19 protein-coding genes are annotated in these 20,209 nt (G+C 72.5%); 11 read left to right on the top strand and 8 right to left on the bottom strand.

From position 1 onward, the window contains the following. The first annotated feature begins 110 nt into the window (after positions 1–110). Positions 111–1,277, top strand: a complete 1,167-nt coding sequence (gene xylA, locus IQ210_RS06895; RefSeq protein ID WP_194077939.1) for a xylose isomerase — start codon at positions 111–113, stop codon at positions 1,275–1,277. Between the two features lie 486 nt (positions 1,278–1,763). Further along, entirely contained in the window at positions 1,764–2,360 is a 597-nt protein-coding gene (locus tag IQ210_RS06890; protein WP_194077938.1) for a hypothetical protein, read from the top strand. Here IQ210_RS06890 and IQ210_RS06885 read toward each other — a convergent pair whose 3' ends face one another. From IQ210_RS06885 to IQ210_RS06875, 3 genes are all read right to left on the bottom strand, one after another. After that, positions 2,361–3,701: an esterase-like activity of phytase family protein gene (locus tag IQ210_RS06885; RefSeq protein WP_194077937.1), complete on the bottom strand. Its 1,341-nt coding sequence runs from the start codon at positions 3,699–3,701 to the stop codon at positions 2,361–2,363. 135 nt (positions 3,702–3,836) lie between these two features. Next, the gene (locus IQ210_RS06880; RefSeq protein WP_194077936.1) at positions 3,837–5,114 is read right to left on the bottom strand and encodes an SWIM zinc finger family protein; all 1,278 of its coding nucleotides are present in this window, start codon (positions 5,112–5,114) and stop codon (positions 3,837–3,839) included. After that, positions 5,111–7,984, bottom strand: coding sequence for a DEAD/DEAH box helicase (locus IQ210_RS06875; protein ID WP_194077935.1), 2,874 nt, complete (start codon positions 7,982–7,984; stop codon positions 5,111–5,113). The genes IQ210_RS06880 and IQ210_RS06875 overlap by 4 nt, the downstream gene beginning before the upstream one ends. A 274-nt stretch (positions 7,985–8,258) precedes the next feature. Between IQ210_RS06875 and IQ210_RS06870 the strand changes: the two genes are divergently transcribed. Continuing rightward, entirely contained in the window at positions 8,259–8,441 is a 183-nt protein-coding gene (locus IQ210_RS06870) for a hypothetical protein (RefSeq protein WP_059198412.1), read from the top strand. A 10-nt stretch (positions 8,442–8,451) separates the two neighbouring features. On the opposite strand, the gene IQ210_RS06865 is transcribed toward IQ210_RS06870, so the two are convergent. The 3 genes from IQ210_RS06865 to IQ210_RS06855 all read right to left on the bottom strand — a co-directional run bounded on the left by IQ210_RS06865 (position 8,452) and on the right by IQ210_RS06855 (position 11,310). Continuing rightward, positions 8,452–9,855, bottom strand: coding sequence for a tannase/feruloyl esterase family alpha/beta hydrolase (locus IQ210_RS06865; protein ID WP_194077934.1), 1,404 nt, complete (start codon positions 9,853–9,855; stop codon positions 8,452–8,454). A 160-nt stretch (positions 9,856–10,015) separates the two neighbouring features. After that, positions 10,016–10,879 (bottom strand): hypothetical protein, encoded by an 864-nt coding sequence (locus IQ210_RS06860; protein ID WP_194077933.1) that lies wholly within the window; start codon positions 10,877–10,879, stop codon positions 10,016–10,018. Positions 10,880–11,013: 134 nt separating this feature from the next. Next, positions 11,014–11,310, bottom strand: coding sequence for a hypothetical protein (locus IQ210_RS06855; protein WP_194077932.1), 297 nt, complete (start codon positions 11,308–11,310; stop codon positions 11,014–11,016). Between the two features lie 102 nt (positions 11,311–11,412). On the opposite strand from IQ210_RS06855, the gene IQ210_RS06850 reads away from it, so the two are divergent. Further along, positions 11,413–12,309, top strand: coding sequence for an oxygenase MpaB family protein (locus IQ210_RS06850; RefSeq protein WP_194077931.1), 897 nt, complete (start codon positions 11,413–11,415; stop codon positions 12,307–12,309). Here IQ210_RS06850 and IQ210_RS06845 read toward each other — a convergent pair. After that, on the bottom strand, positions 12,295–12,819 hold the full coding sequence (locus tag IQ210_RS06845; protein WP_194077930.1) for a PadR family transcriptional regulator: 525 nt from the start codon (positions 12,817–12,819) through the stop codon (positions 12,295–12,297). The two genes, IQ210_RS06850 and IQ210_RS06845, sit on opposite strands and share 15 nt — an antisense overlap. Positions 12,820–12,928: 109 nt before the next feature. On the opposite strand from IQ210_RS06845, the gene IQ210_RS06840 reads away from it, so the two are divergent. Beyond that, positions 12,929–13,684, top strand: a complete 756-nt coding sequence (locus IQ210_RS06840) for an alpha/beta fold hydrolase (RefSeq protein ID WP_194078211.1) — start codon at positions 12,929–12,931, stop codon at positions 13,682–13,684. Between the two features lie 97 nt (positions 13,685–13,781). On the opposite strand, the gene IQ210_RS06835 is transcribed toward IQ210_RS06840, so the two are convergent. After that, on the bottom strand, positions 13,782–14,381 hold the full coding sequence (locus IQ210_RS06835) for a class I SAM-dependent methyltransferase (protein WP_194077929.1): 600 nt from the start codon (positions 14,379–14,381) through the stop codon (positions 13,782–13,784). Positions 14,382–14,533: 152 nt separating this feature from the next. Here IQ210_RS06835 and IQ210_RS06830 point away from each other — a divergent pair, with 152 nt between their 5' ends. The 6 genes from IQ210_RS06830 (at position 14,534) to IQ210_RS06805 (ending at position 20,084) form a co-directional block, all read left to right on the top strand. Then, positions 14,534–15,310 (top strand): MHYT domain-containing protein, encoded by a 777-nt coding sequence (locus IQ210_RS06830; RefSeq protein ID WP_194077928.1) that lies wholly within the window; start codon positions 14,534–14,536, stop codon positions 15,308–15,310. A gap of 43 nt (positions 15,311–15,353) precedes the next feature. Continuing rightward, a complete protein-coding gene (locus IQ210_RS06825; RefSeq protein ID WP_194077927.1) occupies positions 15,354–17,897 on the top strand; it encodes a sensor histidine kinase in 2,544 nt (847 codons plus the stop codon). Further along, positions 17,894–18,328 (top strand): roadblock/LC7 domain-containing protein, encoded by a 435-nt coding sequence (locus tag IQ210_RS06820; RefSeq protein WP_194077926.1) that lies wholly within the window; start codon positions 17,894–17,896, stop codon positions 18,326–18,328. The genes IQ210_RS06825 and IQ210_RS06820 overlap by 4 nt, the downstream gene beginning before the upstream one ends. Positions 18,329–18,348: 20 nt before the next feature. After that, positions 18,349–18,762: a DUF742 domain-containing protein gene (locus IQ210_RS06815; protein WP_194077925.1), complete on the top strand. Its 414-nt coding sequence runs from the start codon at positions 18,349–18,351 to the stop codon at positions 18,760–18,762. Positions 18,763–18,909: 147 nt separating this feature from the next. Further along, positions 18,910–19,518, top strand: a complete 609-nt coding sequence (locus tag IQ210_RS06810; RefSeq protein ID WP_194077924.1) for a GTP-binding protein — start codon at positions 18,910–18,912, stop codon at positions 19,516–19,518. Positions 19,519–19,670: 152 nt separating this feature from the next. Continuing rightward, a complete protein-coding gene (locus tag IQ210_RS06805; protein WP_194077923.1) occupies positions 19,671–20,084 on the top strand; it encodes a roadblock/LC7 domain-containing protein in 414 nt (137 codons plus the stop codon). Positions 20,085–20,209 lie beyond the last annotated feature (125 nt).

Genomic DNA, 20,209 nt, shown 5'->3' with positions numbered 1-20,209 from the left:
CCCTCTGGAGACATCTTGTCTCTTCCCTGAGACGTGTGGGCATACTAATTTGTAAACCGCCATGACGAAATAGTCGTGGAGAGCAGTCGTCAGCGAGTAGGAGCCGCGGCATGAACTACCAGCCCACCCCCGAGGACAGGTTCACCTTCGGCCTGTGGACCGTCGGCTGGCAGGGAAGGGACCCGTTCGGCGACGCCACGCGGCGTGCCCTGGACCCTGTCGAGACCGTGCAGCGCCTGGCCGAGCTCGGCGCCCACGGTGTGACCTTCCACGACGACGACCTGATCCCCTTCGGGTCCTCGGACAGCGAGCGCGAGGGGCACATCAAGCGCTTCCGGGAGGCCCTCGACGCCACCGGCATGAAGGTGCCGATGGCCACCACCAACCTCTTCACGCACCCGGTCTTCAAGGACGGCGGCTTCACCGCCAACGACCGTGACGTGCGCCGCTACGCGCTGCGCAAGGTCATCCGCAACATCGACCTGGCGGTCGAGCTCGGCGCCGAGACCTACGTCGCCTGGGGCGGCCGCGAGGGTGCCGAGTCCGGTGGCGCCAAGGACGTACGCGTCGCGCTGGACCGCATGAAGGAGGCCTTCGACCTCCTCGGCGAGTACGTGACCGAGCAGGGCTACAACCTGAAGTTCGCCATCGAGCCCAAGCCGAACGAGCCCCGCGGTGACATCCTGCTCCCGACCGTCGGCCACGCGCTGGCGTTCATCGAGCGCCTGGAGCGCCCCGAGCTCTACGGCGTCAACCCCGAGGTCGGCCACGAGCAGATGGCCGGGCTGAACTTCCCGCACGGCATCGCGCAGGCCCTGTGGGCGGGCAAGCTCTTCCACATCGACCTCAACGGCCAGTCCGGCATCAAGTACGACCAGGACCTCCGCTTCGGCGCGGGCGACCTGCGTGCCGCCTTCTGGCTGGTCGACCTGCTGGAGAGCGCCGGTTACGCGGGCCCGAAGCACTTCGACTTCAAGCCGCCGCGCACCGAGGACCTCGACGGCGTCTGGGCGTCGGCCGCGGGCTGCATGCGCAACTACCTCATCCTGAAGGAGCGTTCGGCCGCCTTCCGTGCCGACCCTGCGGTCCAGGAGGCGCTGCGTGCCGCGCGTCTGGACGAGCTGGCGCAGCCCACGGCGGCGGACGGCCTGAAGTCGCTGCTCGCCGACCGCACCGCGTTCGAGGACTTCGACGTGGACGCGGCCGCAGCGCGCGGCATGGCCTTCGAGCAGCTCGACCAGCTGGCGATGGACCACCTGCTGGGTGCGCGCGGCTGACACGTGCGCGTGCGCACGTCATGAACGCACGCGCGCGTGGGCCTGCGGCGCATCTGCCGCCGCAGGTTTTGTCAGGCACGCGCGCGTGTAGGGGCGACCGACCTCCGCACGGAACGGTCCGCACGGAATGCTCCGGAATCATGCGGTCCATGGCATGAGTCCGTATCAACTTCCGTGCGGGGGTCGCGCCCTGCCCGCTTCGCGGCGACTCTGGACGGTATGGCCATGCCGCCTGTACCGCCTCAGCCGCCCGGGCCGCCGGGTGACACACCGCCTTCCGGCGGCGGTTTCGGACCGCCCCCTGAGGGCTTCGGCCCCGGGTCAGGAGGGGGCTACGGGCCTCCCGGAGGGTACGGCCCTCCTCCCGGAGGCGACGGCCCGCCCTCCTACGGAGGATGGCAGCCGCCCCCGCCTCCGCCGGACCCGCCCGAGGGCCCGGGCGGGCGGCGCGGTCCGGGACGCAACCCGCTGTTCATCCTGCTCGCCGTGCTCGTGGCGGGCGCCGCCGTGGCCGCGGTCGTCCTGATGGCGGCCGGGGGCGACGACTCACCCGACGACAAGCCCGGTTCCAGCGCGAGCAGTTCACCCAGCCCCACGCTGAGCCTGCCGAGCGAACTGCCGAGCAAGCTCCCCAGCGAGGTGCCGACGAAGCTGCCGTCGCAGTTCCCCACCGAGCTGCCGAGCGAGTTCCCGAGCGGCCTGGAGTCGCTGATCCCGTCGCTGGCGGCCGACGAGGTGCCCTACTACACGCTTCAGGCGGGCGACTGCTTCGACACCGACGCCGCCCGGCCCGGACAGGCCGCCAAGCGTTCCTGCCGGGAGCCGCATGACGCCGAGGTCGTGAAAGTGGCGGAGCTGGAAGGCGACTACGCGACCGACAGCGCCCTGAAAAAGGCCGCGTCGGCCCTCTGCGAGCGGACCCTGGACAGCAAGGCGGAAAGCCAGCCCGAGGACACCGTGCGCGGCACCCTCGTGCAGTACCCGGACACCACCGGGTACCGGGTCGGCATCGACGACGTCGCGTGCAGCCTGGCCGCCGACACGGGTGCCGGCAGCCGAAAGCTCACGCAACCCCTGACGTGATCAGATCCCGCGCGGCAGCCGCACGTACGTCACCGTCGTCTCCACACCGCTGTCGACCAGCCGGCCCTGCGCGTCGAACGCGCCCGCGCCGTCGGTCATCCCGAAGTCGTTGTCGTTGATCAGGGCGAGCGTGTCGTGGTCCACGCGCGCGATCCCCTCGATCTTCCCGGGCACTCCGTCGACCGTCCCCAGGTCGACGACGAGGCGCTTGCCGAGCACCGGCACCCCCGCGACGGCCGGGTCGTCGAGCTGCTCCAGCGACGGGGACGTCGTGTCGTCGTCCCAAGGGCCGCCGAGGATGTCCGCGTCCCGCTCCAGGCGCACGAGCTGGAGCCGCGCGGCCTTGTCGGTGCGCTCCTCGACCAGCAGCCGGTCGCCGCCCACGGCGACCACCGAGGAGATCTTCAGCTCCGAGGTGTCGTCCTCGCCCGGGTCGACGACGTCCACCGGGTCGAAGCGGTACGCGTACTCGGCCGTGACGGCCTGCTTCCTGGGCGAGAAACGCAGCAGACGGGTCGTGCGCGACGCCTCGCCGGCGTCGGTGTCCGGCAGGGACAGCGGGCTCTGCACGGCCATCACCAGGTCGCCGCCCGGGAGTTGGGCGAGCCCCTCGAAGCCGCGGTTGATCTTCCGGTGCAGCAGCACGGAGGGCAGCGCCTCGACGACCGGGTAGTCGGTGCCGGTGAGGTTCAGCCCTTGCGGCACGTACCGGGTGAGCACCTTCCCGCGCGCGGAGACGTGCACGAGACTCGGCCCGTACTCGTCCACGAGCCAGAAACTCCCGTCCGCGGCCCGCACGACGCCCTCGGTGTCCAGCCCGTTCGGGTCGTACGCCAGCCGCGTCCGCGCGTCATAGGTGTACGGCGCCTCGTCGCGTCCTTCCTGGTTGGACAGCCCGGTGACGGGCTTGCCGGACGAGGTCGTGACCGGGATCGCGTCCAGCACCTCGACGGTGTCCCCGGACACCCTGATCCTCACGATCGCCGGGTCGAAGCCCGGCACGGGGAACGTGCGGCGCTTCTTGCCGTCGATCTTGATCTGGCCGTTGGGTCCGCGATCGGTGACCGTCCAGAACTCGCCCTTGCGGCCCGCCGGGTAGAGGTCGCTGCCGATGCCGCCGAGGTCCACGCCCCGGTCGTCGTCCACGGTGCCGGGCAGCAGGGTGTTGCTGAAGGTGCCCAGCGGGATGTCCCCGAGGGTCGCGGTACGCGTCACGTGCGCTGCCTCGGGCGTGGCCCCCTCGGCGGGGGTGGTCGCCACGAGCGCGGCCAGCACGGCGAGGGGCACGCCCGCCGCGACGGAACGGTGGACGCGGCGCCTGCCGGTGGCGTGCGGGGACATCGGGCCTCCTGGGAACAAGTGTGCTGACAGCGGCCAGATTTGGGCCCCGCGCGGAACGCCGTACGACGGCCGGGTGAACGGGGTGTGGCGGGGGCTCGTCGAGCTCGCGTGCGGCACTTCGACGAGCCCCGTAGGTCAACCGGTGGAGGTGGCCTCCTCCGCCGAAGCCAGCGCCGTCGCCGGGTCGTTGGCCGACGGGCCGGCGGGCACCCAGCGTCCCCGCTCCTCCCGGTACGGCCACCAGCGGCCGTCGCGCCCCAGGCGCAACTGGCTGCGGGCGTCGGCGACGGTCCAACGACAGCCCCGCGCGGACAACGGCGGGCGTTCGTCCTCGTCCCATGCCGCGTCGAGGACGGCACGCGCGCGTGCCAGCTCCTCGCCCTCGACCGTGCGCTCCTCCTCCAGGACGGACAACGCGGCCACGCCGCCGTACCGCCACGCGCGCACGGCCGACTCCAGCTCCGCCGGGTCCCGCCCCGACCCCACGGCCAACCGCTCGGCCACGGCCCCGCAGGGGTCGCCCAGCGCGAGCCGGACCGCGTCCTGCCCGATCGTCAACTCCTCCTCCACGGAACCCTGTTCACGCACCGCCTCGATCAACAGACGGTGCGCCTCCGCAGCGGTCCGGGCCGCCAGGAACTCCAGAGCGGCCGGGTCGACGCCGGGCGGGGCCGGTGTCCCCGTGTCGAGCGACGGCGGTGTGCCCGGTTCCGCGGGGAGTTCCGGCAGCGCGGGGAGCGGCGGCAGGATGTCCCCGGCCGTGAACGCCTCCGCGGCGTCCACGCCCTCCTGACGGGCCGGCGTCTCGGACGGCGCGGGTGCGGCGGTGCGGGCCTGGAGGTCGTCCAGCACGGCCCGTTCGGAGCGTCCGCGCATCAGCAGCAGGACGAAGGGGTCCTGGTCCAGCAGGCGTGCCACCTGGTAGCAGAGCGCCGCGGTGTGCCCGCAGTGGTCCCAGGCACCGCAGTCGCACTCCGGCTCCAGATCGCCCAGGCCCGGCAGGAGTTCGACGCCTGCGGCCGCCGCGTCCTCGACCAGGTGCGGAGGCATCTCGCGGTCCAGGAGCGCCGCGATGTGCCCGGCCCGCTCCACGGCCGTCTCCAGGAAGCGGTCCCACTGTTCGCCGGACAGCTGCTCCAGCAGCACGTCCGCCCGGTGCGGGGTGCGGTCGCGGTCCTGGACGACGGCGGTGAGCCTGCCCGGCCGCACCGACACCGCGCCGACGGCCCCCGCGCGCGCGAGCGCGCGTCCGATCTTCACCTGCTTCGTGTCGAGCGCGGTGTCCTCCAGCGCCTTCAGCCAGGCCTGCCCCCACCAGCTCCGGGCGAAGCCCCGCCCCTGCGCGGGCGGGAACGCGGCGAACGTCCGCTCCGTTGTGTCGTCATACGGGTTCGTCCCGTCGTACGTGTTCATCGCCCGCCCCCTCGCAGTTCGACCAGATCGGCCAGTTCCGCGTCCGTCAGCTCCGTGAGTCCCGCCTCACCGGCGCCGAGCACCGCGTCGGCCAACTCCCGCTTGCGGCTGAGCATGTCGGCGATGCGGTCCTCGATCGTGCCCTCCGCGATCAGCCGGTGAACCTGCACGGGCCGGTGCTGGCCGATGCGGTACGCCCGGTCGGTGGCCTGTGCCTCGACGGCGGGGTTCCACCAGCGGTCGTAGTGCACGACGTGCTCGGCCCGGGTCAGGTTCAGCCCGGTGCCGGCGGCCTTCAACGACAGCAGGAAGACCGGCACTTCACCGTCCTGGAAGCGCTGCACCATCGCCTCGCGCGCGGCGATCGGCGTACCGCCGTGCAGGAACTGCGAGGACACTCCGCGCGCCGCGAGGTGCCGCTCGATGAGGCGGGCCATCTGCACGTACTGGGTGAACACCAGCACGCCCGCCTTTTCGGCGAGGATCGTGTCGAGCAGCTCGTCGAGGAGTTCCAGCTTGCCGGACCGTCCGGCGATGGCCGGCTGCTCCTCCTTGAGGAACTGCGCCGGATGGTTGCAGATCTGCTTGAGGCCGGTGAGCAGCTTCACGATCAGTCCGCGGCGCGCCATGCTGTCGGCGCCGGAGATCTCCGCCAGCGTCTCGCGCACCACGGCCTCGTACAGCCCGGCCTGTTCCGGGGTGAGCGAGACGGCGCGGTCGGTCTCCGTCTTCGGCGGCAACTCGGGGGCGATCCCCGGATCCGACTTGCGGCGGCGCAGCAGGAAGGGGCGCACGAGCCGGGAGAGCCGTTCGGCGGCGGCCGGGTCCTGGCCGCTCTCGACGGCCTGCGCGTACCGGGTGCGGAAGGTCCCGAGGCGGCCCAGCAGGCCGGGGGTCGTCCAGTCGAGGATCGCCCACAGCTCGGACAGGTTGTTCTCCACCGGGGTTCCGGTGAGCGCCACACGCGCGCGTGCGTCGATGGACCGCAGCTGCCGTGCCGTCGCCGAGTACGGGTTCTTCACGTGCTGGGCCTCGTCCGCCACGACCATGCCCCAGGACACGGCGGCCAGCCGGCCCGCGTCGAGCCGCATCGTGCCGTAGGTGGTGAGGACGAACTCCCCTTCCGCGAGGGCGTCCAGGTCGCGGCGCGGCCCGTGGAAGCGGCGCACGGGCGTGCCGGGCGCGAACTTCTCGATCTCGCGCTGCCAGTTGCCCATCAGGGACGTCGGACACACCACGAGCGTGGGACCGGCGGCCGAGGGCTCGGTCTGCCGGTGCAGATGCAGCGCGATGAGGGTGATGGTCTTGCCGAGCCCCATGTCGTCGGCGAGACAGCAGCCCAGCCCCAGGGAGGTCATCCGGGCCAGCCAGTCGAGGCCCCGCCGCTGATAGTCGCGCAGGGTAGCCGCGAGCGCCGCCGGCTGCCCGACCGGCTCCTGCGTCTCAGGGTCCGCGAGACGTTCCCGCAGGCTCTCCAGCCACCCCGTGGGCTGTACGTCGACCCGGCGGCCGTCGACCTCCGTGGAGCCGGTGAGAGCGGCGGCGAGCGCGTCGATCGGGGTGACCTTGCGGTCCTGCCGCTCGGCGGCCCGGCGCACCTCCTGGGGGTCGATGAGGACCCATTGGTCGCGCAGTCGCACGACGGGGCGGTTGGCCTCGGCGAGCCGGTCCAGTTCCTCGCGGGTGAGCTGCTGCTCGCCCAGCGCGAACGACCAGTTGAACGCCAGGAGCGCGTCGGCGGACAGGAACGACGGAGTGGCGGAGAAGCCCCTCCCGGGGCCTGGCTCCTCGTCGGGCGGGCCGACCACCGCGCGGGCCGTCAGCTTGCGGGCCAGCTCCTTGGGCCAGTGGACGTCGACCCCGGCGGCGCCGAGCGACCGGGCGCCCTCCGCGAGCAGGTCGGTGACATCGTCGTCGGCGAGTTCGACGGCGTCCGGCACGGGCGCCGACAGCAGGGGCGCGAGCGGAGGCCAGGCGCGGGCCGCGCGGCGCAGCGCCAGCAGTGCGTCCATCCGCGCGCGCGGGCCGAACGCGTCCTGCGCGCCGGTCCACACCGCGGCGGCGTCCGCGACCAGACCCGGATCGCTCACGCTGTGCACCTGCGGCACGGCCCGGAAGACGAGGCCCGCGTCCTCCTGGGTCGCCGTCTCGAGGCCGGGCACCTCGATCCGCAGCGACAGCCGCACACCGGCGTCATGGCCGGCGGCCACATCGGCGGCCCAGGGGCGGAGGTCGGGCAGATGCCGAGGTTCACGCGCGGCATAGGCGGGACCGCCCGTCACGAGCGAGGCCGCGGGGGAGCGGGGCAGGGCGTCGGCCACGGCGTCCAGGAAGGCCCGCAGCAGCCGCTCCGGGTCGGGCAGGCGCAGAGAGTCGGAGCCGCCAGCCGGCTCGCCGTCACCCAGCGGCACGGCGTGCGCCTCAGGCGGCATCGCGGCGGCGAGTGCGCGGATGCGCTCCACGTCCTCGGTGCGCAGCGGCCCTGCCCGCCAGGCGTCGTGGTCGCCCTCGGACAGGCCTGGCAGCAGCAGCCCGCGGGCCGCCAGCTGGAGGGCGTGCACGGCGGCGGCGCCCCAGAACACGGCCGCCCGATGACCGTCGGCCACGGCACGCGCACGCGTGAGGACCGGCAGCGCCGACCGCACCGGCAGCAGCACCGCCGGCACGACCACCGCCTCCACGCCGCCCTCGCCGGGCACGACGATGCTCAGGTCCTCCGCGGTGCCCGACGCGACGCCGGGCGGCGCGTCGGCCTCGGGGTCCCAGAAGGCGACGCGGCCGGTACGGGCCGGGTCGCCGGGTACGAACACGGCACAGCAGCGGGCCAGTTGAGAGATCTCGGACGGTGTTGCCGCGGGAATCCTCGGCACAGGAATGCAGCACTCCTCAAATTTGACTACTCGATGCGCGATGGCCGAGGGTACAGCACCGTCCGAGGGAGCCCGGCATGACCCGGCTGTGAGCCGGGTCACTTCGGCAACGGGATGGGTATCCCCGTCTCAGGAACGTGTATCAGGGACGTGCGTCTCAGGGACGTGTAGGGGTCGCTCCTCAGGGACGTCTCAGGGTCGTGGTGCGGAACCGCGGGGAGCGCGGGCCCGTTTTCAGGACAGAGAGCGGCAGTGGCCGCGAAGGAGGCGACACATGTCGAAGAACGCGAAGATCGCCGCAGGCGGTGTGGCGGTCGGCATCATCCTGCTGTTCTGGCTGCCGTGGTGGGCCGCGCTCCTGATCGTCCTGGGAGTCCCGGCCGCCGCGTACCTCACGCTGGACCCCTCGCAGCGGCGCAGGCTGCGCCGTGTCACACGCAAGGAGCTCGGTCGCTGAGACCCGCGGGCTACCGGGCCGCCGCGGCCCGGTGGTCCAGGGCGCAGGAGTCGACCACGTCGCCGCTCGCGGGCCGGTCCACGACCTGGTCCGCGGGCGGCGGGGTGCCCCGCTCCACCCACGCCACCAGCGCGTCGAAGGCCGTCCGGTAGCAGGGCAGGATCGGACGCAGCCGGTCCGGATAGGTGTCGTACAGCCCGTCGACGTGCGTACCGCCCTGGACCGTGTAATAGCGGTGGAGACGGCCCTTCCCGCGCGCGTCGATCATGCGGGCGTACACGTCGGAGTCCGCCGCCTTGGGCAGCAGCGCGTCCAGGTCACCGTGGAGCGTGATCAGCGGGCGCCCGATGCGACCGGTCAGCGCGACCCTGGCCACGGCCCGCCGGACCGACTCGGGGCGCGACGCCAGGTCGTAGGCGGCGTCCGCGGCACAGGGCGCCAGGACCTGTTCCGTGGTCGTCCCGGCCGTCGGACCCGGGCAGTCGGGGTCGTAGGACGGGTCGAACTCGGCGCGGTAGATCTTCTGCGTGACACCCCAGTAGGCCTTCTCGTGGTACGGCCACAGGAACTCGGAGCCGCGCGCGAACCCCACCGCGTAGAGGTCGTCGTCCGTCGCCGAACCCGTCATGCGGGCCACGGCGGTGGGCAGCGAGGTGAGCAGGCTGGGGCCGTCCTCGGTCCACAGGGCGCCTTCCCAGTCCACGCCGCCGTCGTACAGCTCCGGGTGGTTCTCCAGCTGCCAGCGCGTCAGATAGCCGCCGTTGGAGATCCCGGTCATGTAGGTCCGCCGCGGTGACCGCCCGTAGTGCTGGGCGACGGCGCGCTTGGCCGCGCGCGTGAGCTGGGTGGTGCGCGTGTTCCATTCGGCGACCGCGTCGCCGGGACGGGTGCCGTCGCGGTAGAAGTCGGCGCCGTTGTTGCCCTTGTCCGTCGCGGCGTACGCATAGCCCTGGGCGAGCACCCGGTCGGAGATCGCCTTGTCCGTCGCGTACTGCCGGCGCGTCCCCGGGGCGCCCGTGACGACCAGCCCGCCGTTCCAGTGGTCCGGCAGCCGGATCACGAACTGGGCGTCGTGCCGCCAGCCATGGGTGGCGTTGAAGCTCGACGAGTCCGGGAAATAGCCGTCGATCTGCACACCGGGCACCCCGGACGGCGTCCGTGTCCCCTGGGCCGTGAGCCCCGCCTGGTCGGTCGCGTCGGTGTACGGCGTACCGGCGAGCCCGGTCGTGGTCAGGTCCGCGAGGCAGGCGCTCTGCTGGAAGGCCGCGCCCGGTACGCGCGTTCGCCCCTGGTGCGCGCAGTGACTCGTCTCGACGCCCGCGCCCGCGGCGGGAGTCGGCAGGGCGAGGGCTGCCGTGAGGGCTGTCGCCACCCACGTCGTGGCGACGACGGGAACACCTCGGGACACACGCATGACCGGCCTCCAGGACGGGACGGGGAGTCGAGAGCTGCCCCATCCTGCGAGTGCGCCGCCGCGTCATCCATGGGGTGGGACCACATGGAATGACGCCGCGACATGGGTGTTCCACCGCGCACGGCCCGTCAGTTGGATCAGCCGACCCAGCCGACCTCGCTCAGAGCGGCCGTACCGCCATCTTGTCGAGCGCCTCCAGCAGCCCCGGCAGCTCCGGGCCTCGCCCGACCGGGAGGACCTCGCCCGGTTCCTCGTCCAGCAGGACGAAGGCGATGTCGTCGGTGCGAGCCACGAGCGACCAGCCGGGGCCGTCCGCGCGCAGCGTGCGGGCGTCCCCGGGCGCGAAGGACGACCGGACCCGGCCGAGCGGCGGCGGTGTGTCCACGTACCCGCGGGCCTCGGCGAGAACGCGCCGGACGCCCTGGTGGCCGCTGTTGCCCTCGGTCTTCTCTGAGCTCTCCGTCGTCCCCGACGCTTCGTCGGTCTCGGCGTCGTCGGCGGCGGCCGCCCCGGGCATGGGGAACTCCGCGTCGTCGATCTGGTCCCGCCACAGCGACCACTGGACGGCGATCTCGTCCGCGCCCAGACGTCGCTGGGCCGGCCCCCACGTGGAGGTGTCCGGCGGCGTCAACGGCGGGCGGTCCGCCACCTCCGGGCCGGGATCGTGCGGCGCGGGCACGCCCGGCGCGGCGACGGCCACGGCGAGCGGCCAGCCCGGCAGGGCGGCGACGACCGTGTGCTCGTCGGGAGACAGGTCGTACTCCATGCCGCAGTCCCACGACGCGATGGCGACGGCGACCAGCGAGACGTCGTCGATGACGACCGTCCAGCGGGAGCCGTCGCCGTCCTGGCCGAGCACCAGGCCGTACCCGTCGGCGAGCGGCGCGAGACCGAGCGCCGCGCAGGCCTCCGGATAGTCGTCGCCCAGCACGCTCGGGAACTTCGCCGGCGTCAGCAGCACCGCCGTGAGCACATAGAGCGCATCGTCCGCGGCGGCGACGGCGTCCTCGTCCGTCCCGGCCATCCCAGCCTCCCCATCGGTTCGTCCAACGGCGCGCACCCTAGTGCGAGCGGAAGCAGCTTGTCACGACTCCCATGCACCCCGGAGCTGCAGTTTTCCGACCGGACGGGGCGAATCGACCGCGGTTGACCCGTCCGTCAGGCCGCCGGAAGCCCCAGCAGGGCACGGGCGACGGTCTGCGGCGACTCGTCGCGCTCCCGCGCGAGCGCGATGACGGCCCGGCACGCCAGCTCGCTCACCCCGAACGACAACGCCTCCGGTGACACCCAGCCCGCGGCCTCGTCGATCTGCTCCTGGTCGTCCTCCGCGCAGGCCGACACATAGGCCGCCGCGGCCTCGAACAGGTTGTGCGTGCGCCTGTCCCGGCCGTCGTCGATGTCGGCGCGCACGGTGTTGACGAATCTGGCGAACGCCTTGCGCATCCTGCCCCACATGCTGACCACCTTCCCCCTGCGTGGTTGCCGCCTGTACTGATCGTTCATCTCCTCCTACTCAACGTAGAGTTGGAGCTTCGACGGCAGAAGGGGGACGCCGCGGTGAAGCGGTTCGAGCGGCTCGAGCAGATACGGCGGATGGACCCGTACGAGGACGCCTCGGAGATCTACCGGCTGATGGCCGCGTACGAGTTCCCCTGGGACTTCACCCGCTCCCTGGAGCTGGCCCTCTACCGCACCTACGCCGTCCCGAGCATCGGCCGACTGCTCGCCGAGACGGCGGAGCTCACGGACCGGACGCAGAAACGATACGACGACACCTCGCTGCTCCTGGACGCCGTCGTCGAGCACGGCTTCGGCAGCGAGGAGGGCCGCACGGCGGTCCGCCGCATCAACCAGATGCACCGCAGCTACGACATCACGAACGACGACATGCGCTACGTCCTGTGCACCTTCGTGGTGATGCCCAGACGGTGGATCGACGCCTACGGATGGCGCCGGCTGTCCCGTCACGAGATCGTCGCCTCGGCCGTCCACTACCGCACCCTGGGGCGGCACATGGGCATCAGGGACATCCCGGAGACCTACGAGGAGTTCGCGGACTGTCTCGACGCCTACGAGGAGGCGCACTTCGGCTGGGACGAGGGAGCGCGGCGCGTCTCGGACGCCACGCTCGACCTGATGGCGTCCTGGTACCCGCGCCCATTGGCGCCCCTGCTGCGGACCTCGACGCTCGCCCTCCTCGACGAACCCCTGCTGCGGGCCTTCCGCTACCCGACACCTGGCGCGGCGACCCGCCGGCTCGTACGGGGCGTGGTACGCCTGCGCGGCCGCGCGGTCCGGCTGCTCCCGCCGCGCAGCGCACCGCACTTCGCCCGGCAGAACTGGGAGATCAAGGGCTACCCGGACGGCTACCGGCTGGCGGACCTGGGCACCCGCCCCGTTCCGGGCGTACGTGGATGCCCCGTACGGCCCCTGGACGGTTCAGCCGTCGAGTGACGCCAGGGTGTCCCGAAGCCAGCTGAGTTCGGCGCGGGACGTGGCACGCGCGATCGTCAGGATCCCGCGCCGGAAGGGATCGTCCAACTCCTCGGCGCTCAGGGGCCGGTCACCCTCGTAGAAGAAGCTCGCCGGCTCCTCCAGGAACGCCAGCCTGCGCCGCAGCACGGCCGCCTGCGCGGGCGCGTCCTCCAGGTGCCGGAGGAACGCGAGCAGCGTGAACCAGCGGTTCTCGTCGGTGATGTCGCGCTGCGCCGGCTCGGCGAGCCGTCGGCGCAGCTCGTGACGGCCGTCCTCGGTGAGCGTCAGCACGTGGCGCGGCGCGGCGACGGAACCGGGCTCCGTGGCGCGCTCCAGCAGCCCGGCCTTCTCCAGGCGCTTGATCGCCGGGTAGAGCGTGCTCTCGGCGATCGGTTTCACGTGCCCGGTGAGCGCGGTGATGCGTTTGCGCAGCTCGTAGCCGTGCAGCGGGGTGTCGTACAGGAATCCGAGGATGGCGAGCTCCAGCATGCCCGCATTCTGCCGTACGCCCGGTGTACATCGCTCAGTGAATACATCGGCTTCTCTATACCTCGTGACCGATGTATTGTTGCCGTCGACGTCGACGAGGGAGGACGCGATGGAGCAGGCCGAGTTCGACAGCAAGGGAAGCCGTATCCGCTGGACGGAGGTGCCCGGCGAGGAACCCGCGCGCGTGTACGTGCACGGACTGGGGTCGATGTCCTCCGTGTACCACGCCCACATCGCCGCCCGGCCCGAACTCGCGGGCAGGCGCAGCCTGTTCGTGGACCTGCCGGGGCACGGCATCAGCGACCGGCCCGAGCACTTCGGCTACACGCTGGAAGAGCACGCCGACGCCCTGGCCGCGGCACTGGACGCGGCCGAACTGACCGGCGCCGAGGTGATCGGGCACAGCATGGGCGGCGCCGTCGCGATCGTGCTCGCCCACCGGCGGCCCGAACTGGTCTCCCGCCTGGTGCTCACCGAGGCCAACCTGGATCCCTTCCCGCCGCCGGCCGCGGGCAGCAGCGGCATCGCCTCCTACGAGGAGGACGCCTTCGTCGACGGCGGCCACGCGCGCGTGCTGGAGGCGGTCGGGCCGCTGTGGGCCGCGACCATGCGGCTGGCCGACCCGCGCGCCCTGCACCGCTCGGCGGCCGGGCTGCGGCGCGGGTCCGACCCCGTGATGCGCACGATCCTCGAAGGGCTCACCGTCGACCGCGTGTACCTGCAGGGCGAGTCGAGCGGCGAACTCGACGGCAGGGAGGGGCTGGAGGAGGCGGGCGTGCGCGTGGTGACCGTGCCCGGCGCCGGCCACAACGTCATGTTCGACAACCCCGAGGCGTACGTGGCCGCGGTCGCCGGGCGGCTGTGAGTGCGGACGGCCCTCGCGGTCGGCCCTCGCGGTCGGCCCTCATGGTCGGCCCTCGCGGTCGGCCCTCATGGTCGGCCCTCGCGGACGGCCCTCATGGTCAGCCCTCGCGGACGGCCAGCGCCAGGAACCGCGCGTCCTCGTCGACGTACGACGTCATCCGCCACCCGGAACCGGCCAGCAGGGGCCGGAGGTTGGGCTCCGCGCGCAGGTCTTCCGAAGTGATCCGACGGCCCTGCCGCGCCGCGAGCGCCGCCCTGCCGATCGGATGAAACAGCGCCAGGATGCCGCCCGGGCGCACCACGCGCGCCAACTCCCGCAGGTTCTCGGCCGGATCGGGCAGGTGGGAGATCAACCCCGCCCCGAACGCCGCGTCCAGGGACGACGAGCGCAACGGCAGCGCGGCCACGTCGGCGAGCAGCAACTGCCCGTCCCGGTCCCGCCCCGCCCGTACGGCGGCCTGGAGCATGGCCGGGGTCAGATCGGCTCCCAGCACCGCTCCCGAGGGGCCCACGGCCGCACGCAGGGGCGTCAGGGCGCGTCCCGTGCCGCAGCCGGCGTCGAGGACGCGGTCCCCCTCGCGCAGACCGAGCTCGGCGACCGCGGCCGCGTAGGCGGGACCGTCGTCGGGGAACCGGGCGTCCCAGTCGGCCGCCCGGGCGCCGAAGAACTCCTGGACATGTGTGTGGTCGTCGCTCATGTTCCGCATGATCCCTCACCGACAAGGGTGACGCTTCTGTGCGCACGTTCGAGCGGGACGCGATCGTTCAGGTACATCGCTGCGTCATATTCCAACAGCTTTCGAAATGCGCCCCCTTTGTGCTCCCGTGCCCCGACTAGCGTCCCGGGGCCATGGGACACCTGGACCACGCAGCCCTCGGCTGGCTGACCCCCGTGCTGTCGTACGTGATGGCCTGCATCGGCGCCGCACTCGGCCTGCGCTGCACCATGCGCGCGCTCGGCGCCACCGGACGCTCGCGGCGCAACTGGCTCATCACCGCGGCCTCGGCGATCGGCACCGGCATCTGGACCATGCACTTCGTGGCCATGCTCGGCTTCAGCGTCAGCGGCACCGACATCCGCTACGACGTGCCGCTCACCATCGTGAGCCTGCTCGTCGCCATGATCGTCGTCTGTGCCGGCGTCTTCGCCGTCGGCTACAGCCGCGACCGCGCCCGCGCGCTCTTCCTCGGCGGCCTCACCACCGGACTCGGCGTCGCCAGCATGCACTACCTGGGCATGGCCGCCGTACGCCTGCACGGTCAGGTGCGCTACGACCCGGTGCTCGTCGGGCTCTCCGTCCTGATCGCCGTGGTGGCCGCGACCGCCGCGCTGTGGGCGGCGCTCAACATCAAGTCGCCCGTCGCCGTCACCATCGCCTCCCTGATCATGGGCGCCGCGGTGAGCAGCATGCACTACACCGGGATGTTCGCGGTGAGCGTGCGCGTCACCCCGTCCGGCGCCGCGCTGGCCGGGGCGACGGCGATGCAGTTCATCTTCCCGCTCGCCGTCGGGCTCGGGTCCTATCTGTTCCTGACCTCGGCCTTCGTCGCCCTGTCGCCCTCGACGGGAGAGCGCGAGGCATCCGCCTCCGCCCAGCGGCCGATCGAGAACGCCGCCGCCCACTGAGGGCCCGCCGGGCGAGCCGAACCACTCTCCGAGGCAGGAGGCCATGCGAACACCCCGTAGGACCCCCACGACCGGCTCCGAGCCACCGAACGCCGGCCCGGCCCGCGGCCGCCGCGCACACGCCGGACCACCGGCCGACGAAGGGCCGGACGAACCGATGGGCGCCGTCCCCGACGACCCGCCCACGCGCGTGGGCGGCTGGCGGATACGCCCGCGCACCGTGCGCGCCAAGATCGTCTGCCTGCTGATGGTGCCGGTGGTCTCCCTGCTAGCCCTGTGGGCGTACGCCACCGTGAGCACCGCCCAGGACGTCTCCCGGCTACGGCAGTTGCAGCGCGTCGACTCCGAGATCCGCACCCCGGTCGCGGCGGCCGTCGCCGCCCTCCAGGCCGAGCGCGCGGCCGCGGTCCGCTATGCCACCGACCCGGCCGCCAACCGCGCCGACGACCTCAAGGCCCTCGCGGACCGCACCGACAAGGCCGTCGCGGAACTGCGGCTCGGCGAAGGCAACACCGTCGCGGACAGCGAGGAGCTGCCCGCCGGAGTGGCCCAGCGCCTCGAGGCCTTCGTCAGCGGCGCCGAGGAACTGAGCTCCCTGCGCACCGCGGTCCTCGACCGCCGCGCGGGCTGGGACGAGACCTACGGCCGCTACACCCGCACCATCTCGACGGCCTTCTCCGTCGGCGGCGCCCTCACCGGCATCCAGGACGCCCAACTGGGCTCCGACGCGCGCGTGCTGCTCGAGTTCTCCCGCGCGGGCGAGGCCCTGGCCCAGGAGGACGTGGTGCTCTCCAGCGCACGGCTCGCCGGACGCCTCGACGGCACGCGGCTGCGGCTGTTCACCGGCGCCGTCGACACCCGCCGCGCCCTCACCGAGTCCGCCGTCGCCGATCTGCGCGGCTCCGAACGCACCGCCTGGCGGGACCTCGCCGACGGCGGTGACTACGTCGCCGTCGCCACCGTCGAGGACAGGGTCCTCACGAGCCGCGCGGGCGCTTCCGCGATCAACGCGGCACCTGAAGCCACTTGGACGAAGGCACACGCGCGCGTGCAGAACGGCATGCGGACGATCGAGGCCGACGCGGGACGCGGGGTCGCCGACCGCGCCGACCCGTTCACCCGCGGACTGCTCACCCCGGCCGGCGCGGCCGTCCTGCTCGGTCTCATCGCCGTCGCCGCCTCCCTGGTCATCTCCGTGCGCATCGGACGCGGTCTGGTCGTCGAGCTGGTGAGCCTGCGCAACAGCGCCCTGGAGATCGCCCGGCGCAAACTCCCCGAGGCCATGCGGAAACTGCGGGCCGGGGAGGAGATCGACATCCGCGCGGAGGCCCCGTCCGGGCCGCCCTCCGAGGACGAGACGGGTCAGGTCGCCGAGGCCCTCGGCACCGTGCACCGGGCCGCGCTGCGGGCCGCCGTGGAGCGTGCCGAGCTGGCCAGCGGCATCTCCGGGGTGTTCGTCAACCTCGCCCGGCGCAGCCAGGTCCTGGTCCACCGTCAGCTGAGCCTCCTGGACAGCATGGAGCGCCGTTCCGACGACCCGGGCGAGCTGAGCGACCTGTTCCGCCTCGACCACCTCACCACCCGTATGCGCCGGCACGCGGAGAGCCTGATCATCCTCTCCGGCGCCGCACCCGGCCGGGCCTGGCGCATGCCGGTCTCCCTGACCAACGTGGTCCGCGCGGCCGTCTCCGAAGTCGAGGACTACGCGCGCGTGGAGGTACGCCAGCTCCCCGAGGCGTCCGTGGTCGGCGGCGCCGTCGCCGACCTCACCCACCTGCTCGCGGAGATCGTCGAGAACGCCGCACAGTTCTCACCGCCGCACACGCGCGTGCGCGTCACCGGCGAACCCGTCGGCAACGGCTACGCCGTCGAGGTCGAGGACCGCGGCCTCGGCATGGGCAAGGACACCCTCACCGAGGCCAACCGCCGCATCGAGCAGTCCGAGGCGCTCGACCTCTTCGACAGCGACCGGCTCGGCTTGTTCGTGGTCAGCCGGCTGGCGGCCCGGCACGGCATCAAGGTGCACCTGCGCACCTCGCCGTACGGCGGCACCACCGCGGTCGTCCTGCTGCCCACCGCCCTGCTGCACAGCGGAGCGGAGGAACGTTCCCCCCGCAAGGCGGCCGACGCGGAACGCGAGTACGCGCGCGTGCCCGGCGCCGCCCAGCTCCAGGAATCCGTCCACGCGCCGGCCGACCGACCCGCACTGGTGGCCCCCGCACCGGCCCCGGCCGAGAACAGGGCGACGGCGAGGGCGGAGTCCGCAGGTGACACCCCGCCCCCCGGCGTCGCCACCCTGCGGCTGCACCGTCCCCAGGAGGACCCCGAAGGACCGGACGCCTCGGACGACCTCCCGCGTCGCGTCCGGCAGGCAAGCCTGGCTCCTCAGCTGCGTGCGCCGCGCACCGAGGAACCGGAACCGCGGCCCGCGCCACCGGGCGACGACCGGCGCACCCCCGAGCTCGTACGGGACCGGATGGCGGCCTACCGCGACGGCTGGGCGCGCGGCGGCGGCCGCCGGCCCGGACACGGCGCCGCCCCGGATTCCCCCGCGCCAAGAGACAGCAGCGAAGGAGACCCCGCATGATCCAGGACCCGGCCATGAGGGCCGCTCAGCGGTCCGGCGAACTCGACTGGCTGCTGGACGACCTGGTGCTGCGCGTCAGCGAGGTACGGCACGCCGTGGTGCTGTCCAACGACGGCCTCGCCGTGGGGGCGTCGACCGACCTGCGCCGCGAGGACGCGGAACACCTCGCCGCGGTCGCCTCCGGCTTCCACAGCCTCGCCAAGGGAGCCGGACGCCACTTCGGCGCAGGCGGGGTGCGGCAGACGATGGTCGAGATGGACGACGGCTTCCTCTTCGTGGCCGCCGCCGGCGACGGCTCCTGCCTCGCCCTCCTCACGGCCGTGACCGCCGACATCGGCCTCGTGGCCTACGAGATGGCCCGCCTGGTCAAACGCGTCGGCGAGCACCTGTACACGGCGCCGCGGGTAGCCGCACGGCCGCCCGCCGGATGAGACGAGAAGGCGGTCCGCCCATGACGGAGGACATGACGGGCGCCCCGCGCGAGCAGGGCAGCCAGTGGTACGACGGCGAGGCCGGACCCCTCGTCCGCCCGTACGCCATGACGGGCGGACGGACCAAACCCGGCCCCACCGGGGTGCGCTTCGACCTGATCGCCCTCGTCACGCTGGACGCGGCGGCACCCGGCCCCGACGAGGACACGTCGCTGGGGCCGGAACACCGGGCGCTGATCGAACTGTGCCGCCTGGAGACCCAGTCCGTCGCCGAACTCGCCGCGGGCGCGGACCTGCCCGTGGGCGTGGTCCGGGTGCTGCTCGGTGACCTCCTGGAACTCGGCTGCGTCACCGTCAGCCGCCCCGTGCCGCCCGCGCAGCTTCCTGACGAACGGATTCTGCGCGAGGTCATCGAAGGACTGCGAGCTCTGTAGATGAAACCTCGAAAGCGCATGCCCACGACTCGGTCACATCGGTCTAATAGCGGTCCAACCCCTCGAAGGGGTGCCGCAGTTGTCATCATGCTGACTTCACGCACCTGCACCGCCGACCGTTGCCGGCACTCCCGAGAGAAGTGATCGATGGTCTCCGAGACTTCCGATGCCCAGGGCGGCGGCGAGCAGGCCGCGCTGGCGTTGAAGATACTGGTCGCCGGCGGATTCGGCGTGGGCAAGACGACCCTGGTGGGCGCGGTCAGTGAGATCAGGCCGCTGCGGACCGAGGAACTGCTCAGCGAGGCCGGTCAGTTGGTCGACGACACGGACGGCGTGGACCAGAAGGTCACGACGACGGTCGCCATGGACTTCGGCCGCATCACCATCCGCTCCGGCCTCTCCCTCTATCTCTTCGGCACCCCCGGGCAGGACCGTTTCTGGTTCCTGTGGGACGAGTTGTCGCAGGGAGCCCTCGGGGCCGTGGTCCTCGCGGACACCCGGCGGCTGGAGGACTGCTTCCCCGCGGTCGACTACTTCGAGCACCGCCACATCCCGTTCGTGGTGGCCGTCAACTGCTTCACGGGTGCCCGCACTTACGGTGCTCAGGACGTCTCGCGCGCCCTCGACCTGGACCGCGGCACCCCGGTGGTGCTGTGCGACGCCCGGGACCGCGACTCGGGGAAGGAGGTGCTGATCCGGCTCGTCGAGTACGCCGGTCGGATGCACACCGCCCGGCTCCTCGACTCGGTGGGCTGAGCCCCGGTCAGCGCTTCGGCGGCGAACTGACCGAAGGCCGCCGTTCTTACCTGTGCCATGCCCTGTTCTCCTTGCCCCCGGCACCGGTCGTCGGGAAGGGTGGCGAGGAACTCCTCCGGCCAGGGGGAGACGTCACACGGGGAGACGGAGACATGGCGCAGAACCAGGGACTCGGCTGGCTGCTGGACGATCTGACCGAGCGTGTCGACCACGTCCGGCACGCGTTGGTGCTGTCCAACGACGGCCTGGTGGCGGGGGCCAGCACGGGTCTGCGACGCGAGGACGCCGAGCACCTCGCCGCCGTCTCGTCCGGACTGCACAGCCTGGCCAAGGGCTCCGGCCGGCACTTCGGCGCGGGCAGAGTCCGCCAGACGATGGTCGAGTTCGACGACGCGGTGCTGTTCGTCACCGCGGCGGGCACCGGCAGCTGCCTGTGCGTGCTCAGCGGCGCGCAGGCCGACATCGGTCAGATCGCCTACGAGATGACGCTGCTCGTCAACCGGGTCGGCGAGCACCTCGGCGTGGACGTCCGCCAGCCCGAGCGGAGTTCGGCCATAGACCTCTGACCTGCTGATTCGTCATCTCCCGTGGAGTTATCCACAGGCCCGCTCCGAGATTCGCCCGACCGGCTACGGTTTTTGTCACGGCGAACGCACACAGCGTGAGCACCGACTCCACGGGGGAGTACGAC

This window comes from Streptomyces justiciae, from assembly GCF_015163075.1.
GTDB lineage: Bacteria > Actinomycetota > Actinomycetes > Streptomycetales > Streptomycetaceae > Streptomyces > Streptomyces justiciae.
This window is presented reverse-complemented; position numbering and strand designations above follow the sequence as displayed.

Excerpts from the sequence above, each read along its gene's own strand:
- IQ210_RS06870 (WP_059198412.1), top strand. The coding sequence starts at position 8,259 with ATGTCGAAGAACGCGAAGATCGCCGCAGGCGGTGTGGCGGTCGGCATC.
- IQ210_RS06820 (WP_194077926.1), top strand. The coding sequence starts at position 17,894 with ATGATCCAGGACCCGGCCATGAGGGCCGCTCAGCGGTCCGGCGAACTC.
- IQ210_RS06810 (WP_194077924.1), top strand. The coding sequence starts at position 18,910 with ATGGTCTCCGAGACTTCCGATGCCCAGGGCGGCGGCGAGCAGGCCGCG.
- IQ210_RS06845 (WP_194077930.1), bottom strand. The coding sequence starts at position 12,819 with ATGCTGGAGCTCGCCATCCTCGGATTCCTGTACGACACCCCGCTGCAC.
- IQ210_RS06865 (WP_194077934.1), bottom strand. The coding sequence starts at position 9,855 with ATGCGTGTGTCCCGAGGTGTTCCCGTCGTCGCCACGACGTGGGTGGCG.
- IQ210_RS06805 (WP_194077923.1), top strand. The coding sequence starts at position 19,671 with ATGGCGCAGAACCAGGGACTCGGCTGGCTGCTGGACGATCTGACCGAG.
- IQ210_RS06825 (WP_194077927.1), top strand. The coding sequence starts at position 15,354 with ATGCGAACACCCCGTAGGACCCCCACGACCGGCTCCGAGCCACCGAAC.
- IQ210_RS06860 (WP_194077933.1), bottom strand. The coding sequence starts at position 10,879 with ATGGCCGGGACGGACGAGGACGCCGTCGCCGCCGCGGACGATGCGCTC.
- IQ210_RS06835 (WP_194077929.1), bottom strand. The coding sequence starts at position 14,381 with ATGAGCGACGACCACACACATGTCCAGGAGTTCTTCGGCGCCCGGGCG.
- xylA (WP_194077939.1), top strand. The coding sequence starts at position 111 with ATGAACTACCAGCCCACCCCCGAGGACAGGTTCACCTTCGGCCTGTGG.
- IQ210_RS06880 (WP_194077936.1), bottom strand. The coding sequence starts at position 5,114 with ATGAACACGTACGACGGGACGAACCCGTATGACGACACAACGGAGCGG.
- IQ210_RS06885 (WP_194077937.1), bottom strand. The coding sequence starts at position 3,701 with ATGTCCCCGCACGCCACCGGCAGGCGCCGCGTCCACCGTTCCGTCGCG.
- IQ210_RS06855 (WP_194077932.1), bottom strand. The coding sequence starts at position 11,310 with ATGTGGGGCAGGATGCGCAAGGCGTTCGCCAGATTCGTCAACACCGTG.
- IQ210_RS06840 (WP_194078211.1), top strand. The coding sequence starts at position 12,929 with ATGGAGCAGGCCGAGTTCGACAGCAAGGGAAGCCGTATCCGCTGGACG.
- IQ210_RS06815 (WP_194077925.1), top strand. The coding sequence starts at position 18,349 with ATGACGGAGGACATGACGGGCGCCCCGCGCGAGCAGGGCAGCCAGTGG.
- IQ210_RS06830 (WP_194077928.1), top strand. The coding sequence starts at position 14,534 with ATGGGACACCTGGACCACGCAGCCCTCGGCTGGCTGACCCCCGTGCTG.